This is a genomic window from Methylobacterium sp. Leaf361 (assembly GCF_001424445.1).
Classification (GTDB): domain Bacteria; phylum Pseudomonadota; class Alphaproteobacteria; order Rhizobiales; family Beijerinckiaceae; genus Methylobacterium.
In genome coordinates this window covers 31,702-54,797 of sequence record NZ_LMPY01000067.1, presented here as the reverse complement: position 1 = coordinate 54,797, position 23,096 = coordinate 31,702, and the positions used below count along the sequence as shown (strand labels likewise).

20 protein-coding genes are annotated in these 23,096 nt (G+C 71.3%); 3 read left to right on the top strand and 17 right to left on the bottom strand.

All coding sequences use genetic code 11. The annotated features are described in order from the left end of the window. Positions 1-73: 73 nt before the first annotated feature. Together ASG32_RS28595 and ASG32_RS28590 are read right to left on the bottom strand one after the other, a co-directional pair. Positions 74-2,185 carry an ABC transporter ATP-binding protein/permease gene (locus ASG32_RS28595; RefSeq protein ID WP_056533058.1) on the bottom strand — a complete coding sequence of 704 codons (2,112 nt, stop codon included), beginning with the start codon at positions 2,183-2,185 and terminating at the stop codon, positions 74-76. A 148-nt stretch (positions 2,186-2,333) separates the two neighbouring features. Next, a complete protein-coding gene (locus ASG32_RS28590; protein ID WP_026604902.1) occupies positions 2,334-2,651 on the bottom strand; it encodes a hypothetical protein in 318 nt (105 codons plus the stop codon). A gap of 291 nt (positions 2,652-2,942) precedes the next feature. Between ASG32_RS28590 and ASG32_RS28585 the strand changes: the two genes are divergently transcribed. Together ASG32_RS28585 and ASG32_RS28580 are read left to right on the top strand one after the other, a co-directional pair. Then, on the top strand, positions 2,943-3,575 hold the full coding sequence (locus ASG32_RS28585) for a 2OG-Fe(II) oxygenase (RefSeq protein ID WP_056533055.1): 633 nt from the start codon (positions 2,943-2,945) through the stop codon (positions 3,573-3,575). A gap of 22 nt (positions 3,576-3,597) precedes the next feature. Next, positions 3,598-4,287: a hypothetical protein gene (locus ASG32_RS28580; protein ID WP_056533052.1), complete on the top strand. Its 690-nt coding sequence runs from the start codon at positions 3,598-3,600 to the stop codon at positions 4,285-4,287. 9 nt (positions 4,288-4,296) lie between these two features. Here the strand turns inward: ASG32_RS28580 and lpxB are convergent, their stop codons facing one another. The 9 genes from lpxB to ASG32_RS28535 all read right to left on the bottom strand — a co-directional run bounded on the left by lpxB (position 4,297) and on the right by ASG32_RS28535 (position 16,042). Beyond that, a complete protein-coding gene (gene lpxB, locus ASG32_RS28575; RefSeq protein WP_056533049.1) occupies positions 4,297-5,475 on the bottom strand; it encodes a lipid-A-disaccharide synthase in 1,179 nt (392 codons plus the stop codon). Beyond that, positions 5,472-6,335 (bottom strand): UDP-2,3-diacylglucosamine diphosphatase LpxI, encoded by an 864-nt coding sequence (lpxI, locus tag ASG32_RS28570; RefSeq protein ID WP_056533046.1) that lies wholly within the window; start codon positions 6,333-6,335, stop codon positions 5,472-5,474. Before lpxI ends, lpxB begins: the two co-directional genes overlap by 4 nt. A gap of 11 nt (positions 6,336-6,346) precedes the next feature. Beyond that, the gene (gene lpxA / locus ASG32_RS28565) at positions 6,347-7,165 is read right to left on the bottom strand and encodes an acyl-ACP--UDP-N-acetylglucosamine O-acyltransferase (protein ID WP_056533043.1); all 819 of its coding nucleotides are present in this window, start codon (positions 7,163-7,165) and stop codon (positions 6,347-6,349) included. After that, a complete protein-coding gene (gene fabZ, locus ASG32_RS28560; protein WP_020092987.1) occupies positions 7,162-7,638 on the bottom strand; it encodes a 3-hydroxyacyl-ACP dehydratase FabZ in 477 nt (158 codons plus the stop codon). Before fabZ ends, lpxA begins: the two co-directional genes overlap by 4 nt. Before the next feature lie 109 nt (positions 7,639-7,747). Then, positions 7,748-8,806 carry a UDP-3-O-(3-hydroxymyristoyl)glucosamine N-acyltransferase gene (gene lpxD, locus ASG32_RS28555; RefSeq protein WP_020092986.1) on the bottom strand — a complete coding sequence of 353 codons (1,059 nt, stop codon included), beginning with the start codon at positions 8,804-8,806 and terminating at the stop codon, positions 7,748-7,750. Between the two features lie 50 nt (positions 8,807-8,856). After that, the gene (bamA, locus tag ASG32_RS28550; protein WP_026604899.1) at positions 8,857-11,427 is read right to left on the bottom strand and encodes an outer membrane protein assembly factor BamA; all 2,571 of its coding nucleotides are present in this window, start codon (positions 11,425-11,427) and stop codon (positions 8,857-8,859) included. Positions 11,428-11,849: 422 nt separating this feature from the next. Then, the gene (locus ASG32_RS28545) at positions 11,850-13,004 is read right to left on the bottom strand and encodes an RIP metalloprotease (protein WP_020092984.1); all 1,155 of its coding nucleotides are present in this window, start codon (positions 13,002-13,004) and stop codon (positions 11,850-11,852) included. Between the two features lie 180 nt (positions 13,005-13,184). Further along, positions 13,185-14,771 (bottom strand): DHA2 family efflux MFS transporter permease subunit, encoded by a 1,587-nt coding sequence (locus tag ASG32_RS28540; RefSeq protein WP_056533040.1) that lies wholly within the window; start codon positions 14,769-14,771, stop codon positions 13,185-13,187. 8 nt (positions 14,772-14,779) lie between these two features. Continuing rightward, a complete protein-coding gene (locus tag ASG32_RS28535; RefSeq protein WP_056533037.1) occupies positions 14,780-16,042 on the bottom strand; it encodes an HlyD family secretion protein in 1,263 nt (420 codons plus the stop codon). Between the two features lie 137 nt (positions 16,043-16,179). Here ASG32_RS28535 and ASG32_RS28530 point away from each other — a divergent pair, with 137 nt between their 5' ends. Beyond that, on the top strand, positions 16,180-16,818 hold the full coding sequence (locus ASG32_RS28530) for a TetR/AcrR family transcriptional regulator (RefSeq protein ID WP_026604898.1): 639 nt from the start codon (positions 16,180-16,182) through the stop codon (positions 16,816-16,818). 112 nt (positions 16,819-16,930) lie between these two features. Here ASG32_RS28530 and dxr read toward each other — a convergent pair whose 3' ends face one another. The 6 genes from dxr to ASG32_RS28500 form a co-directional block, all read right to left on the bottom strand. Then, complete coding sequence (gene dxr, locus ASG32_RS28525) at positions 16,931-18,109, bottom strand: 1-deoxy-D-xylulose-5-phosphate reductoisomerase (protein ID WP_020092980.1); 1,179 nt, start codon at positions 18,107-18,109, stop codon at positions 16,931-16,933. Positions 18,110-18,128: 19 nt separating this feature from the next. Further along, entirely contained in the window at positions 18,129-18,986 is an 858-nt protein-coding gene (locus ASG32_RS28520) for a phosphatidate cytidylyltransferase (protein ID WP_020092979.1), read from the bottom strand. A 19-nt stretch (positions 18,987-19,005) separates the two neighbouring features. Then, positions 19,006-19,569, bottom strand: coding sequence for a ribosome recycling factor (frr, locus tag ASG32_RS28515; RefSeq protein WP_020092978.1), 564 nt, complete (start codon positions 19,567-19,569; stop codon positions 19,006-19,008). Between the two features lie 113 nt (positions 19,570-19,682). Then, the gene (gene pyrH, locus ASG32_RS28510; RefSeq protein WP_026604897.1) at positions 19,683-20,405 is read right to left on the bottom strand and encodes a UMP kinase; all 723 of its coding nucleotides are present in this window, start codon (positions 20,403-20,405) and stop codon (positions 19,683-19,685) included. Positions 20,406-20,869: 464 nt separating this feature from the next. Further along, positions 20,870-21,796, bottom strand: coding sequence for a translation elongation factor Ts (gene tsf / locus ASG32_RS28505; protein ID WP_056533034.1), 927 nt, complete (start codon positions 21,794-21,796; stop codon positions 20,870-20,872). A gap of 118 nt (positions 21,797-21,914) precedes the next feature. Continuing rightward, positions 21,915-22,982, bottom strand: coding sequence for a 30S ribosomal protein S2 (locus ASG32_RS28500; protein ID WP_020092974.1), 1,068 nt, complete (start codon positions 22,980-22,982; stop codon positions 21,915-21,917). Positions 22,983-23,096: the final 114 nt, after the last annotated feature.

The window sequence follows — 23,096 nt, the reverse complement described above, 5'->3', positions numbered from 1 at the left end:
GTCACTTCGCTGCGCTCGTGATGACGGAGAGGGCGCGGCCCCGCCCGCAGAGAGGGGGGGCTGTTGCAGCCCCTCACTCCGCCGGCAGCGGCTGCCTCTGCACCCGCGGGACGAAGACACCGCTCTCCGGCTCGAGCGCGATGCGCCGGTCGTGGAAGGCGTCCAGCGTCGAGCGGTGACCGATCGACACGATCGTCGTGCCGGGGAGCTGCTCGCGCAGCATCCGGTAGAGGGCGGCCTCGGAGGGCTCGTCGAGGGAGGCCGTCGCCTCGTCGAGGAACAGCCATTCGGGCTTGGCCAGCAGCGCGCGGGCGATGGCGAGCCGCTGCTGCTCGCCACCCGACAGCCGCCGCTCCCAGGTGTCGCTCTCGTCGAGATGGTCGACGAGGTGGGGGAGCTGGGCGGCCGTCAGGGCGTCCCGGATCGCCGCGTCCGAGAACTGGTCGGTGGTGTTCGGGTAGACCACGGCGCCGCGCAGGGTCCCCTGCGGGATGTAGGGCCGCTGCGGCAGCAGCAGGGCCGACTGCCCGGCGGGCACGTCGACCCGGCCCTTGCCGAACGGCCAGATCCCCGCGATCGCCCGGAACAGGGTCGACTTGCCCGAGCCGGAGGGGCCCGTGACCAGGGTCGCGCCGCCGCGCGGCAGGGTCAGCGCGTCGGCGGTGACGATCGGCTTCCCGTTCGGCAGGGCGAGGACGAGGCCGCGCGCGGTGACGTCGCCGGTGGTCTCGTTGCCCTGGACGAGACCGTAGCCCGCCGATTCCAGCGCCTCGGCCTTGGTCATCGCCCGGCGGAAGGAGCCGAGACGGATGGTGTTGGCCTTGTAGGCCGCGAGCGTCGTGTACGAGTCCACGAAGAACGAGAGCGAGCTCTGCACCTGGCTGAAGGCCTGGGACGTCTGCTGGAGCGCGCCCAGCGTGATCTTCTTGGCGAAGAAGGACGGGGCCGCCAGCACCATCGGGAAGATGACGCTCGCCTGCCGGTAGCTGAACGTGAAGGCGATCAGCTTGATGCGGCGGAAGATGATCCCGACGTAGTTGTCGATCACGCTGTGGAACAGCGTCGAGAGCCGCGAGGCCTCCGCCCGCTCGCCGCGCAGCAGGGCGATCTGCTCGGAGTAGATGCGGTTCCGGGCCAGCGCGAAGCGGAAATTCGCCTCGACCTGCTCCTGCCGGAAGTCCAGCCCGATGAGCGGCCGGCCGATCAGGTGGGTGAGCCACGTGCCGACCACCGCGTAGGCGATCACCAGCCAAACCAGGAAGCCCGGGATCACCGTGTCGGTGAACGGCACGACGAAGTCGCGCGAAAGGGTCCAGAGGATCACGATGAACGAGACGAGCTGCGCGGCCTGGCTGAGGAGCCGGATCGACAGCGTCGTGGTCTGCACGATGAAGCTGTTGACGTCGGCCTGGATGCGCTGGTCCGGGTTGTCCGCCTCCTCGTCGGTGAACGGGATCCGGTAATGCGTGCCGTTGCCGAGCCAGCGCTCGTACAGGCTGTGGGTTAGCCACGTGCGCCAGCGGATGAGCAGCGAGGAATCGACGAACAGGTCGAACATGCCGATGGCGATGTTCAGCGTGGCCAGCGGCACGAACACCCAGAGCAGCTGATACCAGAACGCGTTCGCGTCGTATTCCTGGAGCGAATTGTAGATGTCGCGGTAGAAGAAGTTGAACCGCAGCGTCAGTGCCACGTCGGCGAAGTTCACGAAGATCGACAGCGCCACGAGGTTGCGGCCGATCCGGCCCTCGGTGGTGCCGAACCAGCGGAACAGGCCGATCTCCTTGGTCGGCTTGTCGCGATTGGCGAAGTACGGGTCGGCGATGTTGGTGATCGCGCGGATCGGCTCGAGATGCGAGATGCCGAGCACGATGGCGGCGAAGACCACCGCGCCGGTGGCGGCGAAGGCCGGCGGGAGCAGCGCGGCGATCACCGGCGGCAGCAGCCCCATGGCGGCGATTGTCTTCGATCCGGCGAGCAGCAGATAGCCGACGCCGTAGACCGAGACGAAGACCTTCAGGTAGGCCGAGATGCCGTTCGCGGCGATCAGGATGCCCGCCATGGCGAAGCCGGCGAGGGAGACGTAGAGCGGTGGGCTCGGGATTCCGGGAAACGCCAGCAGGATCAGCGCGGCCAGGGCCGTGAGCACGGCCTGGATGCCCAGTCCGGTCCTGAGTGCTGCCACCGTCGATCCCCCATCCGTGCGCGCCCGCCCGGGGCGCCGCCGGCGGCCTTGGCCCCGGCAGATGGCCAGATAGTGGCACTCGGCCCGCGCTGTCGCGTGAAACTTTGGTCACGTTCCGGCGGTGCGGCGATTTACGCGGGCGCCGCGGCTACCAGTTCCACTCCTCGAAGCCGGGCTCCCGGCAATGGTAGCCGATCGGGCATTGCGGGTTGTCGCGCGTCGGGGCGAAGCGCAGCTCGGCGATCTCCGCGCCGCTGCACTGGCCGGGATTGCTGACAAACCGCTCCGGCGCCGCTCCGGCGGCGATGATCACGTCGCCCTCGTTCTTCACCAGGGCCATCGCCTCGGAGCAGGTCATGCGGGCCGTCATCGAGCCGCGCGGCGGCCGCGACTGCGCACGGGCCTCGACCCCGGCCGCGACGGCGGCGAGGTGGGCGAACAGCAGAGCGAGGGCCAACGGCCTCATCGGGCACGGGTTCCGGTACGCACCCGGGAAGAAAGCCCGCGGGTCTGGCGCCATCCTGCACAAGCGGGCCGCCCGAGACTGTCACCGGAATGCGCCACCGGGCCGCTTTCGCCGTCGGACCGCCGCAATCGGCGGATTAGGAGATTCCGGGATCGCCGGAAGCAGCAGTAGATTTGTGGTCGTGGACGCCTGCGCGGGCGGCCCCGGCACGACGGCTGGACCGGCCCCCCGGCACGCGTCTCCGGCGCCCCGCGTGCCGGCCGACCGGCGCCGGAGCCAAGGGACCCAGCGATGTCCGCTCTCTCGATCCTCGACATCTCCGCCGTGCGCGCCGCGCCCGTCTCCCGCGAGCCCTACGCCTACACGCTCGGCAGCAACGTCCTGAATCCCGACGCGATCGACGACATCCGGCGCGACTTCCCGGACATCGCCAAGCCCGGCTACCTCACGGTCGACGAGGTCACCCTGAAGGGCCGGTTCAAGGCGCTGATCGACGAGCTGGAGAGCGACGCCTTCTCGAAGATCCTCGGCGAGAAGTTCGGCATCGACCTCGTCTCCTGCCCGCGCCTGACGACCATCATGCGCCGCAGCCAGCTGAAATACGGCTCGATCCACACCGACGGCCCGTCGAAGGTGCTCACCCTGCTCGTCTACATGAACGACGCCTGGGACGCCCCGGCGGCCGGCCGCCTGCGGGTGCTCTACGACGGCCGCAACTACGAGCCCTTCGCGGTGGAGGTCCCGCCGACCATGGGCACGATGTTCGCGTTCCTGCGGGCGGACAATTCCTGGCATGGCCACGAGCCCTTCGAGGGCGAGCGGCGCGTGGTCCAGGTGGCGTGGCTCAGGGACGCGTCGGAGCTGGAGCGCAAGCGCAAGCGCAACCGCACGGCGCAGTTCCTGAAGGGCATCTTCGGCCGCTGAGCGGACGAGAGGGGGGCGGACCATGGGGGCGGTCGTTCTGGCGGATCCGGGCGACGGGGCGCGTTCCGGCTCCTGGCGTCGCTTCGCCTTGCCGACCCTCCTCATCCTCGGCTGGGTGGGCCTGTTCGCCTACAGCGCCGCCTACCTCACCGAGGACCTGCCGTTCCGCCCGTCCCCGCCGGAAGCGAGCCCGTCCGCGGCGGGGTCCGCCGCGCCGCGCCCCGCGCGCCGCGTCGTGATGCTCGACGAGCCCGACCCGCTCACCGCTCCGGCCGAGCCGCCCGGCCAGACCGCCATGGCGGCCTCGCCGGCGCCGGCGGCCCCGCAGAGTGCCGCGGCGCCGCCCGCGACCACGGCGAATGCCCGCCCGGCCCCGGGCGCCGCTCCGGCCGCCGCCGTGCCCGCCGCCGTGCCCGCCGCCGAGTATGTCGGTGTCTGGGGCCCGACGCCCGAGGCCTGCGGAGCGCGCTCGCGCCGCCGCGGCTACATCCCGGCCACGATCACGCAGGACCGCGCCCGCGCGGGCCGCACGCTGTGCCTGTTCCACGACGTGCGGCGGAGCGGCGGCGCCTGGGTCACGGCCGCCGAGTGCAGCGATCGCGGCCGCCACTGGTCGTCGCAGGTCCGCCTGCAGGTGGACGGCGAGCACCTGACTTGGTCGAGCAGCCGCGGGACCTCGACCTATATCCGCTGCGGCCGCCGCGCCGGCTGAGCGGCGCCGTCACGCCGCCGGATCCGCTCCCTGCCCCCCGGCCGCGCGCAGGACGATCCGCGCCGCGGCCCGGCTCGGCGTGTCCGCCGCGGCGAGCCGCATCCGCCCGTCGATGCGGCCGAGGGCGGCGAGCTGGACGTCGCGCTCGTGACCGCCGGCCAGGAGCGGCCGCAGGGCGCCCGCGAGGCGCTCCGGGGTGCAGTCGGCCTGGACGAATTCCGGCATCGCGTTCTCGGCGAGGATCAGGTTCGGCAGCACGATGCTCGGGACCTGGATCAGCCGGCGGGCGATGAACTCCTCCGCCCGCGAGACCTTGTAGGCCACGACCATCGGGACGCCCGCGAGCGCCAGCTCCAGCGTGACCGTGCCGGAGGCGGCGAGCGCCGCCCGGGCCTCCCGGAAGGCCGCGTATTTCGGCGCCTCGCCGGTGACGATGCGGACCGGCACCGGCCACCCGGCCGACAGCCGCTCGATCAGGGCCCGGTGCCGGGTCACAGCGGGAAGCACCGCCTCGACCGCCAGGCCCTCGGCGACGCGGGCCAGCGCCGCACCGAAGACCGGCATCAGCCGCTCGATCTCGGACCGCCGGGAGCCCGGCAGGACCGCGAGGCTGTAGGGCACGGCCTCGCGCCGCCCCCGCTCGGCCGCGCCGGGCCGCAGTTCCGGGAGGCGCTCGATCAACGGGTGCCCCACATAGGTGCAGGGGGGACCGCCGAGCCGCAGATGCGCGTCGGGCTCGAAGGGGAGCAGGGCCAGCACGTGGTCGATGAAAGGCCGCATGCCCTTCGCCCGCCACGGCCGCCACGCCCACACGCTCGGCGACACGTAGTCGATGATCGGGATGCCGGGGGCCGCCTTGCGCACCCGCCGTGCCACCGCGTGGGTGAAGCCCGGGCTGTCGATGATCACCAGCACGTCGGGCCGCGCGCGGATCGTCGCCTCGACGGTCTCGCGGATGCGGCGGAGCAGGGTCCGCGCGCGGGCGAGGACCGGCAGGTAGCCCATCACCGCCACGTCATCGAGGGGGAACAGGGACGCGAACCCCGCCTCCGCCATGGCCTCGCCGCCGACGCCGCCGAAGACGGTGTCGGGCGCGGCCTCGCGCAGGGCGCGCATCAGCTTGGCGCCGAGCTGGTCGCCGGAATCCTCGCCGGCCACGAGCCAGATCGTGCGGGGCCGGCCGGTCACGGCGCGCCCCCGTACCCGACCACGAACAGGCCGAGGCGGTCGGCCTCCGCGGCCGTCGCCGCCCGGTCGATGACCAGGGTCCCGCCGGCCTCCAGGGCGAGCCCGGCGCAGCCCGCCCGGGCCGCGTTGCGCACGGTGCGGGCGCCGACGGCCGGGAGATCGATGCGGCGGTCCTGGCCGACCTTCGGGGCCTTCACCAGCACGGTCGCGGGCATCGCCCTGCCGAACCCGAAGGGGCGCCGTCCCAGGGCCCGGGCCCGGGCCAGCATGCGGTCCGTGCCCTCCGGCCCCTCCACGGCGAGGATCCGGTCGCCGGCCAGGACGACCGCCTGCCCCAGATCGTAGGGCGAGAGGGCGTCGAGGACGCCGCGCCCGGTGCGGATCGAGGCGGCCGCCTCCGCGTCCGGGGCCCGGCGCCCGAGGGGGCCGTCCGGGCAGAGCAGGTCCGGCGCGGCCTCGTGGACGCCGACGACCCGGTGGCCCGCCTCCTCGACCAGCGTGACCGCCGCCCGCAGCAGGCGGTCGTCCCCGCCGCCGGCGATCGCCCGCAGGGCCTCGCGGTTGCGCAGGGCGGCGCCCGCGTTGAGGATCGCGGCCGGGCTCGGGCGGGAGACGCCGCCCGCCGGCACCACGGTCGCCGGCCCCCAGAGCCGCAGCAGCTTCAGGGTGGCCGCGAGATCGAGGAGGTCGACCGTGGCGTCGGCGCCGGCGCGCAGGGCCGGTCCGGTGAAGCCGCGCAGCGCGATCACCCGGAAGGGCCGGCGCGCCCGGCGGAGCGACTCGGCGACGAGCTCCGGCAGGCGCCCCGCCCCCGCGATCAGGACCAGGGCCCCCTCGGGGGCGGGATCGGCCTCGGTCACGGCCCGGCCGCTCAGGCGGCGCTGATCGGGGTCGGAACCTCGCGCGGCGTGCAGATCGAGCGCTTGCCGCCGAGGCGGATGAAGTCGAGGATCTCGGCGACCGCCGCGTGGGACTCGAAGGTCGCGGCCACGTCCTCCACCCGCTCCATCAGCGTGCCCTCGGGGGCGAAGAGCAGGCGGTAGGCGCGCCGCAGCGCGTGGATGTCCTCGCGGGCGAAGCCGCGGCGCTGCAACCCGATGATGTTGAGCCCCGACAGGTAGGCCCGGTTGCCGAGTACCATGCCGTAGGGGATGCAGTCGTTCTCCAGGCCCGACAGGCCGCCCACGAAGGCGTGCGCGCCGACCCGCGCGAACTGGATCACGGCGGCGCCGCCGCCCAGGATCGCGTAGTCGCCGACGCTGCAATGGCCCGCCAGCATGACGTTGTTGGAGAAGATCACGTGGGCGCCGACCCGGCAATCGTGGCCGACATGCGAGTTGGCCAGGAAGGTGCAGTGGTCGCCGACCACGGTCTCCAGGCCGCCGCCGCTGGTGCCCGGGTTCATGGTGACGCCCTCGCGGATCAGGCAGTCGGCGCCGATCGTCAGGGTCGAGGCCTCGCCCCGGTATTTCAGGTCCTGCGGCTGGTGGCCGATAGACGCGAAGGGGAAGATCCGGGTGCGGGGGCCGATCGCGGTGCGGCCCGCCAGGACCACGTGGCTGATGAGTTCGCAGTCCGCGCCGAGCACGACCTCAGGTCCGACATGGCAGAAGGGGCCGATCCGCGCCCCGTCGCCGATCCGGGCGCCGGACTCGATCACCGCGCTCGGGTGGATGACGGGGGCGGTCACTCCGTCACCAGCATGGCGCTGATCTCGGCCTCCGCGACCAGCGTGCCGTCGACCCGGGCCTCGCCGCGGAACCACCACATGGTCCGGCGCTGGTTCAGCTTCGTCATGTGGAAGCGCACCTGGTCGCCGGGGGTGACGGGCTTGCGGAACTTGCACTTGTCGATGGTCATGAAGAACACCTGCTTGGTGTTCCGCCCGTCCGCCCGGATGTGGCGGCAGCAGATCGCCCCCGCCGTCTGCGCCATGCCCTCGATCAGGAGCACGCCCGGGAAGACCGGCATGTCGGGGAAGTGGCCCATGAACTGCGGCTCGTTGGCCGTGACGTTCTTGATGCCGACGCAGGATTCGTCCCGGTCGATCTCGACGATGCGGTCGACCATCAGGAACGGGTAGCGGTGCGGCAGCAGCTCCAGCAGCGTCTGGATATCGGCTATGCCCAGCTCGCTGCCGGTCTCGCGCGCCGCCTCACTCATCGAAATCCGCACCTCGACTTGCCGCCATCGGCGGCCCGCAATCCGGCCGCCACCGGGGCGCCGACCGCCCTATTCGGAAGAAATCGCCGGAAGCGCAAGGCCTTCCCGGTCAGGCGTCGTCTCCGGCGGGCTCCTTGCCCGAGCGTTCCGCGAGCCGCGCGAGCGTCGTCAGCTCGCGGAACCAAGCCCGCACCGGCTTGGCGGGCGTCCCGCCCCAGCGGCTGCCCGGCGGCACGTCGCGGTTGACGTTGGACGAGCCGGCGATCTGCGCGCCGCGACCGATGCGCAGGTGGCCGACGACGCCGACCTGCCCGCCGAGGACGACGTAATCCTCCAGCGTGGTCGAGCCCGAGATGCCGACCCCCGACACGATGACGCAGTGGCGCCCGATCACGACGTTGTGGGCGATCTGCACGAGGTTGTCGATCTTGGTGCCCTCCCCGATCACCGTGTCGCGCGAGGCGCCCCGGTCGACCGTGGTGTTGGCACCGATCTCGACGTCGTCCTGCACGATGACCCGCCCGACTTGCGGCACCTTGAGGTGGGTGGCGCCCATGGCGAAGCCGAACCCGTCCTGTCCGAGCCGGGCCCCCGGATGCAGGATCACCCGGTTGCCGAGGAGGGCGTGGCTGAGGGTCGTGCCCGCGCCGATCGCGCAGTCGCGCCCGATCCGGACGCCCGGCCCGATGACGGCGTTCGGCCCGATCACTGTGCCGGCGCCGATCTCGGCTCCCGGCCCGATCACCGCGCCGGGATCGACCGTGACCCCGTCCTCGAGCCGGGCCTCGGGATGGACGTGGGCGCCGGAGGCGACGCCGCGGACCGCGAACTGGGAACCGGGACGCAGCGCGTCCGGGTGCAGGCGGCCGAGCAGGGCCGCGTAGGCGCGGTAGGGATCGCGGCTGACGAGGGCGACGGTTCCGGCGGGGCAGCGCGCCGCGAAGCGGGGCGAGATGAGGCACACGCCCGCACGCGTCGCCGCGAGGGCGTCGCCGTAGCGGGCGTTGTCCATGTAGGCGAGGTGGTCCGGACCGGCGCTCTCCAGGGAGGCCGCGCCGCTGAACCGGCGATCCGGATCCGCTCCCTCGGGGAGGCCGAGGCCGGCGGCGGCCGCGATCTCGGCCAGGGTGAGGCCGGTGGCGGCGGTGAAGAAGACGGGATCTGTCATGTCCGACAACGCGCCGGCCGGGAGAATCCGGCCGGCGCGCGTGTTTTTTATCAGAAGCGCGAGCCGCCGGAGAAGCGGAAGGCCTGGACCTGATCCGCGCCGATATGGCCGAACTTGCCGAGGATCGGGACGAACACCTTCTGACCCTCGTCCTTGGACAGAGCGTAGGCGTAGTCGAACCGGATCGGGCCGAGCGGCGAGTTCCACAGGATGGACGCGCCGATCGAGGAGCGGATCGCCGCCGTGTCGCGGACGTTCACGCATTCCGGCTCCACGCCAATCGTGAAGGCGTTGAAGTTGCACTTCCCGGTCGTCGGCGAGATGCCGTTGATGAAGGCGTCGCCGTTCACGTTGAAGTTCCGCTGGCCGTGATAGCCGAACAGCGTGCCGGCATCGGCGAAGAGCGCGCCTTTCAGGCCCAGATCCCGCGGAACGAGGGGCAGCGGGAACTGCACTTCGAGGGTGCCGCCGACGTAGGTCGAGCCGCCGATGGCGTTCGAGCGGGCGTCGGCGATGCCGACGTCGCGCGGACCGATGCCGTTCGGCGCGAAGCCGCGGACCAGCGACGGGCCGAGGAAGAACTGGTCGGTCACCCGCAGCGGGTCGTTGTTGAGCGACGAGATGTGGCCGCCCTGGAAGCGGATGAAGCCGACCACGTCCTCGAAGATCTCCTTGTAGTACCGCGCGTCGGCGGTCACGCGGAAGAACTTGGAGTCGCCGCCCAGGCCCGCGACGTCGGGCTTCAGCTCGGCGTAGAGGCCGTTGCGGGGCGCGCCGATCACGTCGAGGGTCGAGTAGGCGAGCGTCAGGCCGGCCAGCGAGGTCAGCGTGTTGCCTTGCGAGCCCTTGATGGCGATCGAGGCCTCGCCGTCATACGCGCAGTTCGGGTAGATCGACTGGCCGCCGATGTTGCGGCCGGTGTTCGGGTCGATCGTGCCCGCCGCGTAGGTGGCGGTGTAGCCGGGGATCGGGATCGAGCAGTCGTTGTACGGCCGCTTGAGGGTGTTCGGCACCTTCAGCTCGGTGTTGTACAGCGAGTAGCGCAGCGTGATGCCGAACTCCTCGGTGATCGGCAGGCCGAGGCGCAGCTGACCGCCGTACACCGTGGTCTCGTAGCGCGAGTACCGGGTCAGGTCGGAGTACTTGTAGAAGGCATCGAAGCCCGCCGCGAGGCGGTAGCCGAGGAAGTACGGCTCGGTGAACGAGAAGTCGACGCCGCGCGAGTACTGGCCGCCCGTGCCGGCGAGCCGGACGTACTGGCCACGGCCGAGGAAGTTCGACTCGGAGACCGAGACCTCGCCGATGATGCCGTCCTGGGTGGAGTAGCCGCCCGCCACCGAGAACGAGCCCGTGGGCTGATCCTCGACGTCGATGTTGATGACCACCCGGTCCGGGGCCGAGCCCGGCTCGTTCGAGAAGCGGACCTTCTTGAAGAAGCCCAGGCCGTTCAGGCGCCGCTCGGCGCGGTCGGTCAGCACGCGGTTGTAGGCATCGCCCTCCGCGATATCGAGCTCGCGGCGGATGACGTAGTCGCGGGTGCGGGTGTTGCCGCGGATGTTGATGCGCTCGACGTAGACGTGCGGGCCGTCCTCGACCACGAAGCCGAGGGAGACCTGGTGGCTCGCCGGGTCGCGCTGGCCGGTCGGGCGGACCTGCGCGAACGGGTAGCCGGCGCGGTTGACCTGGCGGGTGACGTTGTTGAGCGTCTTCTCGACGTCGTCGGCGTTGTAGACGTCGCCCACGGAGGTGGCGATGTCGCTGTCGAGCTTCGCGGTGTCGAGGCCCGGCAGGCGCGAATCCACCTGGACGGCGCCGACCCGGTACTGCTCGCCCTCGCTCACCGTGATGGTGATGACGTAGCCGGACTTGTCGCCCTCGACGTAGCGCGCGTCGGCGCTGACCACCTGGAAGTCGGCGTAGCCGTTCTTCAGGTAGTAGCGGCGGACTTGGTCGAGGTCGTTGGTGATGCGGTCGGGATCGTAGACGTCGGAGGTCTTGATGAACGACAGGAAGTTCATCTCCGAGGAGCTCATCAGCCCCTTCAGCGTCCGCTCCGAGTAGGCGTTGTTGCCGACGAAGTTGATCGAGAGGATGCCGGTCTTGTCGCCCTCGTCGATCTGGTAGATCACGTCGACGCGGCCGTTGGGCAGGTCGACGGTCCGGTAGGTCACCTTGGCGGTGCCGCGGCCGAAGCGCTTGTAGACGTCGCGGATGCGCGCGAGGTCGGCGTTGATGATCGCCTCGCTGTAGGGCCCGCGGGACTTGGCCTCGACCACCCCTTCCAGGGTGGCCTTCTCGATCTTCTTGTTGCCCTCGAAGACCACGCGGTTGATCAGGTTGTTCTCGCGGACGGTCACCACCGTGCGGCCGCCCGACTGCGCGACCTTCACGTCGGAGAACATCCCGCTAGCGAGCAGGTTGCGGCGGGCCTCCTCGGCGGAGCCGGACGCCGTCCCGGTCACGTAGGACCGGATCGTGTCGGCATCGACGCGCTGGTTGCCCTGGACGACGATCTGCTGCGCCTGGGCAGCCCCGCTCAGGACGACACCCAGACCGGCAGTGACTAGGACGATGGTTTTCCGCACCGACTTACGTCGGGGCTTCCCCGTCAACGACATCATGCAATCGCCCGTTTCTGTTCTGGTCGCGGGGGTTAGCCCGTCACGGGCGACCGTTGATCGGCCGTCCCGTCACCTGGTCCAAGCGTGGCTTCGGTCCAAGCGTAGCTCTTAGCGGGATTCCCCTGCCAAGCAAACGCGCGGGAGGCCATCGTCAGGGGATTTTGGGGGGTCGTGGCCTTCGCGCCACTTAACGGTGCGGTCAGCTTACGGGCAAACCGCGGATCATGGTGAACGCGCCGTAAACGCCTGAGCGACCGGCCCTTTTTCGCGCCGCTCGCGGTCGCGTGAACGTCCCGTCAACCCCGTTTCGACGCGCCGGCGCGGCGTCATCCGGGCGGTGTCCGGGCGAGATCGCGGCGGGATTGGGGCAGCGTTTCCGGTGGAGATCCGACGGCGATCCTCGGATCCCCGCCGGCCCCGGATCAGGTGTTCCGCCAGGAGGCTCCGAGGTTGAGGATGTCGTTCCAGGCGGCGAACAGCATCAGCATCAGCACGAGGGCGAGGCCGATGCGGAAGCCGATCTCCTGGGCCCGCTCGCTCAGCGGGCGGCCGCGCACCACCTCGAAGGCGTAGAACAGCAGGTGGCCGCCATCGAGCAGCGGCACCGGGAACAGGTTGAGCAGGCCGATCGAGACGGAGAGCAGGGCGATCAGCCCGACCAGGCCGCCGACGCCGCCGGTCTTGGCGACCTCGCCGGAGACGCGGGCGATGCCGATCGGACCCGAGAGCTGGTCGGCGGATTCCCGGCCCGTCACGAGCTTGCCGAGATACGAGAAGGTGCGCTCGACGACGAAGTAGGTCTCCTTCACGCCGAGATTGAGCGAGTCGAGCGCCCCGTACTGCACGAGCCGCGCCTCCGAGCCCGCGGGCGAGCGGATGCCGAGCCGGCCGATCCGGTGGCGGCCGAACGGCGTCTTCTCCTCGAAGGTGGCCGGCGTCGCCTGGATGGTGATGGGCTGGTCGTTGCGCTCCACCGTGAAGGTCAGCGGCGTCCCGGCGCTGCCGGTCACCGTGCGGTACATGGCGTTGAAGTCGCCGATCTTCTCGCCGTCGATCGCGGTGATCACGTCGCCGGGCTGGAAGCCGGCCTGGGCGGCGACGCTGTTCGGCTCCACCGACGAGACCCGGGCGGGCAGCTCGTAGCGGCCGCCGAGCCAGATGGCGCCCGCGAAGAGCAGGATCGCCAGGATGAAGTTGGCCACCGGGCCCGCGGCGACGATCGCGGCGCGCTTGGACACGGGCTGGGTCGGGAAGCTGATCGCCCGCTCGTGCGGGCTCATCCGGGCGACGGCCTCGGGATCGGGCATGCTGGCGCCGTTCACGTCGCCGTGGAACTTCACGTAGCCGCCGAGCGGGATCGCGCAGACCTTCCAGCGGGTGCCGCGCCGGTCGTTGAACCCGAACAGCTCGGGACCGAAGCCGAGCGAGAAGGCGTGCACGCCGACCCCGCACCAGCGCCCGACCAGGAAGTGGCCCATCTCGTGCACGAACACCACGACGGTGAGCACGAACAGGAACGGGATCACGGCGCCGAAGAAACCGCCGGCGGTTCCGCCCATCGCGTTGAGGAAGTCCATAAGCCGTATCCTGGCCGTCTCGGCGCCGGCTTCTCGGGCCGGCCATCCGCCCTGTCTAGCAGATCGGCGGTGCCGACCGCCAACGCAATCCTGCGGCCCGGCCGCGGAAGGTCGCACGCGCCGTCCGATTCCGCACCGGACGATCGCGCGGGGGCGGTCCCGCTCGTCGGGGACCGCCCGTCAGTGGCCGCCGCCCCCGCCCGCGCCGGCCTTCGGCCGCCGGATCATGGGGACCGCGCAGGCCATCGCGAGGAACAGGACGGTGAGGGACAGGAACACGTCCTCGAAGGCCATGACGAGGCCCTGGATCCGCACCGTGTTGGTCATCGCCTTCAGCGCCATGTCGGAGGCGGCGCTGCCGTAGGCGTCGAAGCCGCGCTGCATCGCGTCGAGCCGCTCCAGCGCGGCCGTGTTCGCCCAGGTGAAGCGCTCGTGCAGCCGGGCGAGGTGCAGGTCCCAGCGGTCGTTGAGGATCGTGTTGATCAGCGCGAGCCCGACCGCGCCGCCGAGGTTGCGGGTCAGGTTGAACAGCCCCGAGGCGTTCTTCATCCGCGCCGGCGGCAGCGTGCCCAGCGCGATGTTGTTGATCGGGATCATGCACAGCATCAGCGAGCAGCCGCGCAGGATCTGCGGCAGGAGCAGCTCGTAGAAGTCCCAGTCCTTGGTGAGCCCGGTGACGATCCAGGTGCCGCAGGCGAAGCCGACGAAGCCGATCCCCATCATGATCCGGGGATCGACCTTGCCCGAGAGCCGGCCGGCGATCGGCGCGGTGGCGAACATGCACAGGCCGGAGACGAACATCGTCTCGCCGATCATCAGCGCCGAGTAGCCGCGCACCCGGGCGAGGTAGACCGGATAGATGTAGGTCAGCCCGTAGAGGCCGATGCCCAGCACGAAGCTCGCCACGCAGCCGCTGGCGAAGTTCCGGTCCGAGAAGGCCCTGAGATCGACGATCGGCTGCTTCGCCGTGAAGACCCGCCAGAAGAACAGCAGCGCCGACGTCCCGCAGACGATTGCGCAGGCGAAGACCGCCTCGTCCTGCAGCCAGTCGTGGTTGGGCCCCTCCTCCAGCACGTATTCGAGGCAGCCGAGGAAGCCGGCCATGAAGGCGAGTCCGGCCCAGTCGAACGACCGGATCAGGCCGTAATTGGGCTCGTCGAAATCGACCAGGATCCAGGTCGAGACCGTCACGAAGATGCCCGGCACGACGTTGATGAGGAACAGCCAGTGCCACGACATCAGGTCGGTCAGGTAGCCGCCCACCGTCGGGCCGATCGTCGGCGCCAGGGTCGCAACGAGACCGATCATCGGCGAGACGATGGTCCGCTTCGAGGGCGGGAAGATCGTGAAGGCCGCGGCGAAGACGGTCGGGATCATGCCGCCGCCGATGAAGCCCTGGAGCGCCCGCCAGACGATCATCTCGCCGATCGACGAGGAGGTGGCGCACATCAGGCTCATCAGCGTGAAGCCGCCCGCCGAGATGGCGAACATCCAGCGCGTCGAGAGCACCCGCGACAGGGTGCCGGAGAGCGGGATCGAGATGACCTCGGCGATCAGGTAGCTGGTCTGGACCCAGGGGATCTCGTCGCCGGAGGCCGAGAGGCCGGCCTGGATCTCGTTCAGGGAGGCCGAGACGATCTGGATGTCCAGGATCGCCATGAACATGCCGAAGACCATGCAGACGAACGCCACCATGCGGCGGCGGTCGAGGGGCGGCTCGGCGGCGCGGATCGGCGCGCCGGGCGCGAGGGCGGCACTGGCGGCCATCGCCGGTCTCAGCGGCTGGCGGTGCTGACCGGCCGCGGCGCGGAGGCGCGGTCGAGGACGGAGCGGTCCGCGCCGGTGCGGGTATCGACCCGGACCACCGCCGACAGGCCCGGCCGCAGCAGGCCCTCGCGGGCGACCTCCTCGGGCACGCGCACCCGCACGGGCAGGCGCTGGACGATCTTGGTGAAGTTGCCGGTGGCGTTGTCGGGCGGCAGCAGGCTGAACACCGAGCCGGAGGCCGGCGAGAACGATTCCACCACGGCGTGGATCTCGCGGTCCGGATAGGCGTCGACCGTCACGGTCACCGGCTGGCCGGGACGCATGCGCTCGACCTGGGTCTCCTTGAAGTTCGCGTCGATCCGGACGCTCTGGAGCGGGACCAGCGCGGCGATCCGCGTGCCGGGCCCGACATAGGCGCCGGCCTCGACGGCCTTGTTGCCGACCACCCCGTCGAAGGGCGCGCGGATCGCCGTGAAGTCGAGGTCGCGCCGGGCCCGGTCGACGGCGGTGCGGAGCTCCGCCGCAAGGCTCTCCGCCTCGCGCTTCTGCGCCTGGAGCACGTCCACGTTGGCGCGGGCCGCGAGGAGGCCGGCCTCCATGGCCTTTACGGAGGCCTCGGTGCGGTCGCGGTCGGCGCGGGTCTGGTCGATGCGCGACTTGGCGACGTAATCCGCCTGCATCTGCGTCGACCGGGCGAAGTCGGCCTGGGCGCGGACGGCGTCGGCGCGGGTCGCGTCGAGCTGCGCGGCGGCCTGGGCGACCTGGGCCTGCGCAGCCTCGGCCTGCCGGCCGATCCGCGCGATCGTGCTCTCCTGAGTGGCGAGCTTGTCCTGCGCCGCCTGCAGCGCGAGGCGGTAGTCGCCGTCGTCGAGCTTGGCGATGACGTCGCCCTTCTTCACCGCGAGGCCGTTCACGACCGGCACCGACTGGAGATAGCCCGGGATCTTGGCCGCCAGGACCGAGATGTCGGCCTGGACGTAGGCGTCGTCGGTCGAGACGAAGAACCGCCCGACGGTCCACCACTGCCATCCCTGATACACGCCGCCGCCCAGGGCGGCCGCCAGCAGTCCGAGCAGGACGAGCCGCTTCACGGAGCGCTTGCGGGCGGGCGGCGCCTCGACCGGCACGGGCGTCGGCAGGGACGCCGCGGCGGGGGCCGGCGCGGCCGGCGCCGTGCGCTCGGCGCGCGCCTCGTCCCCGGCCTCGATTCGGGCCTCAATAGCGGCATCGAGACCGGAATTCGGCCGATCGGCGTCCTCGCGAAGGGACATATCAGCGCCTCGACATCAATGACCGAACCGTTCGGTCAATAACGAGGCACGGCTTGACGCGCCCCCGAAGAAGCCGCAGGTTATTTTGACCGAACGGTTCGGTCAAGCGTGACGGTGTCACGGTGCGGAGCGGGATCATGGCTCAGGGTGCGGCGTTGGAGCGGGGTCAGGCCCAGCACGAGGGCGACAAGCGGCAGCAGATCCTCGAGGGCGCGCGGACGGTGTTCCTGGCGGCGGGGTTCGACGGCGCCAGCATGGGCGAGATCGCGCGGGCGGCCGGGGTCTCGAAGGGCACGCTCTACGTCTACTTCGAGAACAAGGAGGACCTGTTCGAGGCGCTGACCATTCAGGAGAAGGCCAGCCTCGCCGAGGCCCTGTTCACCCTGGACGCGGACGATCCCGACGTGCCGGGCGTCCTGACCCGGCTCGGAAGCAGCTTCCTGACCGAGATGTGCCGGCCGGCGCACGTCTCGCTGGTGCGCATGGTCATCGGCGCGAGCGAGAAGTTTCCGCGCTTCGGGCAGGTCTACTACCAGGCCGGTCCGGCCTGCGGCGTCGAGCGCCTCTCGCGCTACCTCGACGCGCAGGTCCAGGCGGGACGCCTGACGATCGCCGACACCGAGCTCGCGGCCCGGCACTTCCTGCATCTCTGCCAGGCGGGTCTGCTGACCCGCCTGCTGTTCGCGGCGGGCGGCATCGCCGGCGAGGCCGAGATGCGCCATCAGGTCGACGAGGCGGTGCGGGTGTTCCTGGCCGGGTACGGCCCCGCGCGCTGAGGCGCGGCTCAGGCGGGAAACGTCGTTGCGAGCGCAGCGAAGCAACCCAGGGCGGGCGACATTCTGCGAGCGTGGCGTCGCTGGATTGCTTCGCTGCGCTCGCAATGACGGCTCAGCCGGCGGCGCGCAGCTCCGGCAGGGCCTCGGCGCTCCAGATCCGCACGTGGGCGTCGATGGCGAGCGCCTCGTCGACGTCGGCGGGCGCGGCCCGGTACTGGCCGGCGAAGTGGGTGCAGGCGCGCTCGACCAGATCGCTGATCCCGTAGAAGCCGATCCGGCCGGCGATGAAGGCCGCCACCGCGATCTCGTTGGCGGCGTTCATCACGGTGGGCGCCGCGCCGCCGGCGGCCAGGGCCGCGCGGGCGATCCGCAGGCACGGGAAACGCGCCTCGTCCGCGGCCTCGAAGGTCAGCGAGCCGAGCTTCACGAGGTCGAGGGGCCGGCCGCGCTCGATCGTCAGCCGGTCGCCGAGGCCGAGGCAGTGCGAGATCGGCACGCGCATGTCGGGCAGCGCCAGCTCGGCGGTCACCGCCCCGTCGAGCCAGTAGACCAGGCCGTGGATCACCGATTGCGGGTGCACGACCACGTCGAGGCGCTCGGGCTCGATGCCGAACAGGTGGTGCGCCTCGATCAGCTCGAGGCCCTTGTTCATCAGGCTCGCCGAATCGATGTTGATCTTCATGCCCATCGACCAGGTCGGATGGGCGGCGGCCTCGGCCGCGGAGGCGGCGGCGATCCGCTCGCGGGTCCAGGTCCGGAACGGGCCGCCCGAGGCCGTGATCATCATGGTGCGGACGTCGGCGAGCGGCCGGCCGGCCAGCGCCTGGCTCAGCGCGTCGTGCTCGGAATCCATCGGCAGGATCGTGGCGCCGTAGCGGGCGGCGTCGCGCATGAAGGCGTCGCCGGCGCAGACCAGGCTCTCCTTGTTGGCGAGCGCGACCTTGCGGCCGAGCCGGAGGGCGGCGTGGGTCGATTTCAGCCCGGCCGCCCCGCTCACGGCGGCGACGACGATGTCGGCGTCGCGGGCGGCGGCCTCCATGACGGCCGCCTCCCCAGCCCCGCTCGGGATGCCGGAGCCCGACAGGGCCTCGGCCAGTGCCGGGCCGGCGGCCTCGTCGGCGAGCGCCGCGAAGGAGGCGTTGAGCTCGCGGGCGACCTTGGCCAGGGCGACGGGATCCTTGCCGCCGACCAGGGCCCCGACGCGGAACCGGTCGGCGTGCTGCGCCAGGAGGTCGGCGGTGGAGCGGCCGATCGAGCCGGTGGCGCCGAAGACGGTGACGACCTGGGTCACGGGTTCAACTCCCTCATCGTCACGTGATCAGACCGCCGCCGCGCAGGGCGAGATAGACGGCCGCCAGCACGGCGACCGCGAAGAATCCGTCGAGCCGGTCCATGACGCCGCCATGGCCGGGGATGATCTTGCCCGAATCCTTGACGCCGTAATGGCGCTTCAGGCCGGATTCGATCAGGTCGCCGGCCTGACTCAGCACCGAGGCGAGCGCGCTCACGCCCGCCACGACCGGGAGAGAGGCGGCGCTGGGCAGGGTCATCCCGGCGAGGTCGGCGACCACCGGGACCAGCGTCCCGGCGGCGACCGCGCCGACGAGGCCGCCGAGGGCACCCGACCACGTCTTGTTGGGCGAGACCCGGGGCATCAGCTTGGGGCCGCCGATCTTCCGGCCGGCGAAGTAGGCCGCGATGTCGGTGGACCAGACCACCGCGAACATCCAGGCCGGCCCGACGAGGCCGATGGCAGGGTCGTCGCGCAGGGCCACCGGCACCGCCGCGATCGCCGCCGCGCCGAGCACGCCGAGGAAGGCGCGGAGCCGGCCCCGTCCGGTCCGCGCCACCGTGGCGCAGGCCGCGGCGCCGAGCAGCAGGACCGCGAGGCAGGCCGGCGTCGGGGCGCCGCCGCGCTGGCAGAGCAGCAGGGCGCCGAGCGTCGCCGCGCCCAGCGCGATCAGCACCTCGCGGGGCTCGGTGCGGCTCATCACCATCCACTCGGCGAAGCCGACGATGCCGGCGGCGAGCCAGATCCCCGCGAAGGGCCAGCCGCCATAGACCAGAGCGGCCAGCACGCCGGCGCCGAGCACGAGGCCGGAGGCGACGCGCAGCCACAGCTCGCGCCGTCCCGAGGGACGCGCGGCCGGTGCGGCGGCGGAGGTCACGCGCGTCCTGCCCTTCGCCTCAGACCTGCATGATCTCCTTCTCCTTGGACGCCAGCACGCCGTCGATCTCGGCGATGTACTGGTCGGTCGCCTTCTGCACGTCGGTGGCCTGACGCTTCTCGTCATCCTCCGAGATGGCGCTGTCCTTCAGGAGCTTCTTGAGATGGTCGAGGCCGTCCCGGCGCACGTGGCGCACGGCGACGCGGGCCTCCTCGGTGTACTTGTGGGCGACCTTGACCATCTCCTTGCGGCGCTGCTCGTTCATCTCGGGGATGCGGAGCCGGATGGTCTGCCCCTCGGTCTGCGGGTTGAGGCCGAGGTCGGATTCGCGGATCGCCTTCTCGACGGCCGTGACCATGCTGCGGTCCCAGACCGAGATCGACAGGAGCCGCGGCTCCGGCACGCTGACGGTGGCGACCTGGGCCATCGGCATCATCGAGCCGTAGGCGTCGACCTGGATCGGGTCGAGGAGCGACGGCGTGGCGCGCCCGGTGCGCAGCGAGCCGAGATCCTTCGAGAGCGAGGACACAGCGCCCTGCATGCGGCGCTTGATGTCGTTGAGATCGAATTCCGGTGTGGCCATGAGGGTCGTCCCGAGACGTCTGACGTGGTCTTGAGCCCGGCGCGGGCAGTCGCGGCCTCAATGGACGAATTTTTTCAGGGCCGCAAACGGTCGCGGCCCGGTCGTGCCGCGCGTCAGGGCGCCACGAGGGTCGAGGGCGCGTCGCCCGACAGGATCGCGGCGATCGAGCTCGGCGGGTGGAGCGAGCCGACCACGATCGACAGGCGGCTCTCCCGGGCCAGCGCGAAGGCGGCGGTGTCCATCACCTTCAGGTCGCGGGCGATCGCCTCGTCGTGGGTGATGCGGTCGTAGCGCGTGGCGCTCGGATCCTTCTTCGGATCCGCCGAGTAGACGCCGTCCACCTGCGTCGCCTTGAGGACCGCGTCGCAGCGCAGCTCGGCGGCCCGCAGCACCGCGGCGGTGTCGGTGGTGAAGAACGGGTTGCCGGTGCCGCCGGCGAGGACGACGACCTGGCCCTTGTCCAGGTGGTGCAGGGCCGGCTGGCGGGCATAGGTCTCGCAGATGGTCGGCATCGACACCGCCGACATGGTCCGCGCCTGCACGCCCGCGGCGTTGAGCGCCGTCTCGATCGCCAGCGAGTTCATCACCGTGGCCATCATGCCGAGCGAATCCCCGGTCGCCCGGTCGATCCAGCCGGCCGCGGAGATCCGCGCGCCGCGGATCATGTTGCCGCCGCCCACCACGATGGCGATCTCGGCGCCCGACTCGATCGTGCGGGCGATGTCCTCGGCGAGCGCCGCCAGCGTCGGCGGATGCAACCAGTAGCCGTCGGGAGCGGCGAGCGCCTCCCCCGACAGCTTCACGAGGATACGGCGAAACGGCGTCGTCTCCGGCATCTGGGCCCCCGGCTCCACCCCGCATCGCGTGAGCGGGGAGGCTTCTACGTCAACCGCCCGAGCGCCGTCGAGGGGCCCGGCCCGGATCCGGCGGGGATCGTGGGCCGAAATGCTACCGGCGCGCGAGCGACGCGCGAGAGACGTGCGCCCGGGGAGGACGTCTGCGCCGCCGCCGCGGTCCGGGTCCGGAGCGCCGGCGCTCGTTCTCAGCTGCCGGCGAGGACGCCGACGGCGCCGAAGACGGTCATGGCGAGGCCGGAGGCGAACACGCCGATCATGAGGTAGGAGAAGGGCTTCAGAAGCATGCCCGGAACTTAGCGCGGCGCCGCACGGCGGGGTGTGCGGCGCAACACGACCCCGCGCGGATCGATCGGGCGCCTCCGGAAACGGGAAGCCCCGCCCGGCGCGTGCCGGGCGGGGCTGATCTCACGACGGCCCGGCAAGCCGGGCGCTCGCGGTCGGTGTCAGGCGCGGCCGGCCTGCTGGGCGACCTCGGTGGCGAAGTCCGGCCCCTCTTCCTTCTCGATGCCGTCGCCCAGCGCGTAGCGGACGAAGCCCGTCAGGGTCACGGCGCCGCCGACCTTGGAGCCGGCCTCCTTGAGGACCTGGCTCACGGTCTTGGAACCGTCGTGCACGAAGGGCTGCTCCAGGAGGGTGACCTCCTTGTAGTAGCTCTTCAGGCCGCTCTCGACGATCTTGGCCATCACGTGGTCCGGCTTGCCGGCGTTCTTCTCGCGCAGGATGTTCGACTCGCGCTCGACCGTGGCGGCGTCGACGCCCGAGGCGTCCAGCGCCACCGGGTTGGTCGCCGCGATGTGCATGGCGATCTGGCGGCCCAGCGCCGAGAGCGCGTCGACGTCGCCCTCGGACTCGAGCGCCACGAGCACGCCGATCTTGCCGAGGCCCTCGGAGATCTGGTTGTGCACGTAGGAGGCGATGACGCCCTTCTTGACCTCGAGCTTGGTCACCCGGCGCAGGTTCATGTTCTCGCCGATGGTGGCGATCAGGGCCTGCAGCTTCTCCGAGACGGTCTCGGTGGCGCCCGGGAAATGGGCGGCCTGGAGGCCCTCGAGCGTGCCGTCGGTGTTGAGCGCGATCTTGGCGGCCTCGCGGGCGAAGGCCTGGAAGGCGTCGTTGCGGGCGACGAAGTCGGTCTCGGAGTTCACCTCGACCACGGCGGCGTGGCGGCCGGCGGACTCGACGGCGACGAGGCCCTCGGCGGCGACGCGGCCGGCCTTCTTGGCGGCCTTGGCGAGACCCTTCTTGCGCAGCCAGTCGACGGCGGCCTCGATGTCGCCCTGCGTCTCGTTGAGCGCGCCCTTGCAGTCCATCATGCCGGCGCCGGTCTTCTCCCGGAGCTCCTTCACCATCGCGGCGGTGACGTTGGCCATGGCGGTCCCTTTCGTGTGGTCTGGATGCGAGAGGCCCGGCGCGCGGGTGAGCGGCCGGGCCCGGTATGCCTGGATCCGCGACGGCCCGATGACGGTGCCGCCGCGAAGCCCCGATGGATCAGGCCGCGGCGGCGGCCTCGACGAAGCCGCGGGCCTGCGAGACCCACGAGTCGCGGTCGATGCGGCCGTTGAGCTTCAGGTCGGCATCGACCTTGGCGACGTCCTCGGGGGTCATCGCGGCGAGCTGCCAGTAGTGGTAGATGCCGGCGTCGTTGAGCTTCTGCACGATCTGCGGGCCGGCGCCGTTGAGCTTGGTCAGGTCGTCCGGCGCGCCGCGCGGGGCGGCGAGCAGCTCGAAGTGCTCGGTCGACTCGGCGAGCATCGCCACGTCGGCCGGGTCGAGGGCGTCGGACTCGACCGTGACGGCCGCGTCGTCGTTCGCCGGCAGCTCTTCGGCCATCGGCTCCTCGGAGGCGCCGATATCCATGCCCGACGAGCCCTGGGCGCGCGAGATGCCGTCGATGGCGGCCTTGGCGATCAGATCGCAGTACAGCGCGATCGCGCGGCCGGCGTCGTCGTTGGCCGGGACGATGTAGCTGATGCCGTCCGGGTTGCAGTTGGTGTCGACGATGGCGGCCACCGGGATGCCGAGGCGGTTCGCCTCCTTGATCGCCAGCTGCTCCTTGTTGGTGTCGATCACGAACAGCAGGTCCGGCACGCCGCCCATGTCCTTGATGCCGCCGAGCGCCTTCTCGAGCTTCTCCTTCTCACGGGAGAGCATCAGGCGCTCCTTCTTGGTCAGGCCCGGGCCGCCGGTCTCCAGCGTCTCGGTGACCTTGCGCAGGCGCGAGATCGAGCCCGAGATGGTCTTCCAGTTGGTGAGCATGCCGCCCAGCCAGCGGGAGTTGACGTAGTACTGGGCCGAGCGCTTGGCCGCCTCGGCGATCGTGTCGGCCGCCTGGCGCTTGGTGCCGACGAACAGCACGCGGCCGCCCTTGGCGACGGTGTCGCTCACCGCCTGCAGCGCCTGGTGCAGCGCCGGCACGGTCTGGGCGAGGTCGATGATGTGGATGTTGTTGCGGGTGCCGAAGATGTACGGCTGCATCTTCGGGTTCCAGCGGTGGGACTGGTGACCGAAATGGGCGCCCGCCTCGAGGAGCTGACGCATAGAGAAATCGACGGCCATGGCTCTTGTGCTCTCCGGTTATATCCGCCGCGGAGGGATGCGGTCGGCCGAGAGTTCGGACGACCACCGGAAACGCCTCATTCAGGCATGAGGCCGGCTCCGCGTGTGGGATGG

Excerpts from the sequence above, each read along its gene's own strand:
- pyrH (WP_026604897.1), bottom strand. The coding sequence starts at position 20,405 with ATGCCGGAGACGACGCCGTTTCGCCGTATCCTCGTGAAGCTGTCGGGG.
- frr (WP_020092978.1), bottom strand. The coding sequence starts at position 19,569 with ATGGCCACACCGGAATTCGATCTCAACGACATCAAGCGCCGCATGCAG.
- fabZ (WP_020092987.1), bottom strand. The coding sequence starts at position 7,638 with ATGAGTGAGGCGGCGCGCGAGACCGGCAGCGAGCTGGGCATAGCCGAT.
- lpxD (WP_020092986.1), bottom strand. The coding sequence starts at position 8,806 with ATGACAGATCCCGTCTTCTTCACCGCCGCCACCGGCCTCACCCTGGCC.
- ASG32_RS28500 (WP_020092974.1), bottom strand. The coding sequence starts at position 22,982 with ATGGCCGTCGATTTCTCTATGCGTCAGCTCCTCGAGGCGGGCGCCCAT.
- ASG32_RS28545 (WP_020092984.1), bottom strand. The coding sequence starts at position 13,004 with ATGGACTTCCTCAACGCGATGGGCGGAACCGCCGGCGGTTTCTTCGGC.
- bamA (WP_026604899.1), bottom strand. The coding sequence starts at position 11,427 with ATGATGTCGTTGACGGGGAAGCCCCGACGTAAGTCGGTGCGGAAAACC.
- ASG32_RS28530 (WP_026604898.1), top strand. The coding sequence starts at position 16,180 with ATGGCTCAGGGTGCGGCGTTGGAGCGGGGTCAGGCCCAGCACGAGGGC.
- ASG32_RS28535 (WP_056533037.1), bottom strand. The coding sequence starts at position 16,042 with ATGTCCCTTCGCGAGGACGCCGATCGGCCGAATTCCGGTCTCGATGCC.
- ASG32_RS28540 (WP_056533040.1), bottom strand. The coding sequence starts at position 14,771 with ATGGCCGCCAGTGCCGCCCTCGCGCCCGGCGCGCCGATCCGCGCCGCC.
- tsf (WP_056533034.1), bottom strand. The coding sequence starts at position 21,796 with ATGGCCAACGTCACCGCCGCGATGGTGAAGGAGCTCCGGGAGAAGACC.
- ASG32_RS28580 (WP_056533052.1), top strand. The coding sequence starts at position 3,598 with ATGGGGGCGGTCGTTCTGGCGGATCCGGGCGACGGGGCGCGTTCCGGC.
- ASG32_RS28590 (WP_026604902.1), bottom strand. The coding sequence starts at position 2,651 with ATGAGGCCGTTGGCCCTCGCTCTGCTGTTCGCCCACCTCGCCGCCGTC.
- ASG32_RS28585 (WP_056533055.1), top strand. The coding sequence starts at position 2,943 with ATGTCCGCTCTCTCGATCCTCGACATCTCCGCCGTGCGCGCCGCGCCC.